At 70.1% G+C, this 2,314-nt stretch carries 2 protein-coding genes; both read left to right on the top strand.

Translation table 11 applies throughout. From position 1 onward, the window contains the following. The first annotated feature begins 99 nt into the window (after positions 1 to 99). Positions 100 to 888: a ribonuclease PH gene (rph, locus tag AC5RUJ_RS14855; protein ID WP_493979743.1), complete on the top strand. Its 789-nt coding sequence runs from the start codon at positions 100 to 102 to the stop codon at positions 886 to 888. Between the two features lie 52 nt (positions 889 to 940). After that, positions 941 to 1,552: an RdgB/HAM1 family non-canonical purine NTP pyrophosphatase gene (gene rdgB, locus AC5RUJ_RS14850; protein ID WP_494073882.1), complete on the top strand. Its 612-nt coding sequence runs from the start codon at positions 941 to 943 to the stop codon at positions 1,550 to 1,552. Positions 1,553 to 2,314: the final 762 nt, after the last annotated feature.

Genomic DNA, 2,314 nt, shown 5'->3' with positions numbered 1-2,314 from the left:
CGGCCACGGCCCGGTGGCGGCTACGTCTTCCGGGCTGCGGCGGCTGCGAGCTCCGGCCCCCGAGCGACCGCGGCCGCTGCGAGCCGATAGGGTGGACTCATGATTGATGTTGATCCAGGTTCCGCCATGCCCGCTGCCGCCGCCCGCGCCGACGGCCGGACGCCCGAGCAGTTGCGTCCGATCAGCATCACTCGCGGCTGGTCCAACCAGGCTGAAGGATCGGCGCTGATCGAGTTCGGCAACACCCGCGTGCTTTGCACCGCATCGGTGACCGCGGGCGTGCCCCGCTGGCTGAAGGGCGAAGGACGCGGCTGGGTGACGGCTGAATACGCGATGCTTCCCCGTGCCACCAACACCCGTTCCGACCGCGAATCCGTCAAAGGCAAGATCGGCGGCCGCACGCACGAGATTTCCCGGCTGATCGGTCGCTCGCTCCGCTCGGTCATCGACACCAAGGCGCTGGGGGAGAACACCATCGTCTTGGACTGCGACGTGCTCCAGGCCGACGGCGGCACGCGCACGGCGGCCATCACCGGCGCTTTCGTGGCCCTTGCCGACGCCTTGCACTGGGCTAAAGAACAGAAGCTGATCGCCCGTTCGGCCCGCCCGCTCACCGATACCGTCGCGGCCGTGAGCGTCGGCATTATCGACGGCGTGCCGATGCTGGACCTGCCCTACGTCGAAGACGTGCGCGCCGAAACGGACATGAACGTGGTGGTCACCGGATCCGGCCAGTTCGTGGAAGTCCAGGGCACCGCCGAGGGCGCGCCGTTCGACCGCGCGGAACTCGACGCGCTGCTGGACCTGGCTCTTGCCGGCACCGCCCAGTTGGCCCAGATCCAGCGGGACACGCTGGCGGAGACGCTGGGCGAAGTCATCCGTGGCTGACACCGCGGCCGCAGGCGCCGAGCCCGGCGGAGCGCCGGACGCCGGGCAGGAAATCAAGCCCCGGCTGGTCTTGGCCACCCGCAACCAGGGAAAGCTGCGTGAATTGCGTGACCTGCTGCGCGGCCAGATACCGGGGCTGGACGTGGACACCCAGGTGATCGACGCTGCCACGGCAGGGGTCCCGGACGTTGCCGAAACCGGTCTCACCTTCGCGGAGAACTCCCTGTTGAAGGCACGCGCCGTCGCCGAAGCCACCGGACTGGTGGCGGTGGCCGACGACTCGGGCCTGGCGGTTGACGTACTCGGCGGGGCGCCCGGCATCTTCTCGGCCCGCTGGGCCGGAAAACACGGCGACGACGAAGCGAACCTGCGCCTGCTGTTGAACCAGCTGTCCGACATCGCGCCCGAGCACCGCGGGGCCGCGTTCGTCTGCGCAGCAAGCGTCGTGTCGGCGCGTCTCGAAGCCGTCGAGGAGGGCCGTCTGGCGGGCACCCTGCTGGCCGAACCGCGCGGCTCCGGCGGATTTGGCTACGACCCCATCCTGCAGCCGGCGGGGATGGACCGCAGTTGCGCCGAACTGCGGCCGGAGGAAAAGAACGCCATCAGCCACCGCGGCCAGGCGTTCCGCGCGCTGCTGCCTCACATAGTGGCGGCACTCGGCTAGGAACCGGAGAGGCCGTGCCGCAGTGCAGACGGGGACCCGCTGCAGCCGGGGACCCGCCGCAGCCGGGGACCCGCCGCAGCGGAGGGGCCACTGTCGGCGGCTTGCGGCGCCCCCACACCTGCGGCCTGACCGCTTTCTGCTGAGGATTCCTGCATCCTCCGGAACTGTCAGTGGCGGCCGATAGCCTGTTTTCAGTAGCAGTTGAGCACCATCGTTGGCCGCCGGGTTGTGGGTTTGCCGGCGGCGTCTGCGGATCCGTGCAAGGTTCGTGACCGTTCGTAGTCGAGGCCATGCAGTACGCATGCTGAAGATTGAGACGCTGAGATGTTTGATCCGGCCGTACCCGAACCTCCCGCCGCAGCAGCGCTTGCGCCCAGATCGTCTGCCGCAGCGCCTAGTGCCGCAGCCACCCCTGCCGCAGCCCCGGGCGCCCCAGCATCTCCCGCCGCTGGATCACGCGCCGCAGCATCGCCTGGTGCAGGACCACCTGCCGCAGCCCCGTCTGTCACAACCCCGGCCGCCCCGGTATCACCTGCAGGCAGCGGTTCGAGGCGGGAGCCCGGACCGGCCTCGGTACCGCTGGATTCTGCCGCTGTTCGGGCTGCGGCCGTTGCCCTCGAGGGCATCGACGTGGGTGCGTCGGAGCGGGAACTGGTGGAGGAGCTTACGGCGTTGGAGGGTTTGAAGGCTGCCGCCGCGGCCGCGCAGGCCCGGGTGCAGGTCGCGCTGGAGGAATCGGTGCGTGCCCGCCGTGCCAGCGCC

Source organism: Arthrobacter sp. Y3223164, assembly GCF_059091005.1.
The sequence above is the reverse complement of the archived record's forward strand: the minus strand, read 5'-3'. Positions and strand labels throughout refer to the sequence as shown.

Bases quoted from the DNA above. Each gene is read 5' to 3' on its own strand.
- rph (WP_493979743.1), top strand. From the start codon at position 100: ATGATTGATGTTGATCCAGGTTCCGCCATGCCCGCTGCCGCCGCCCGC.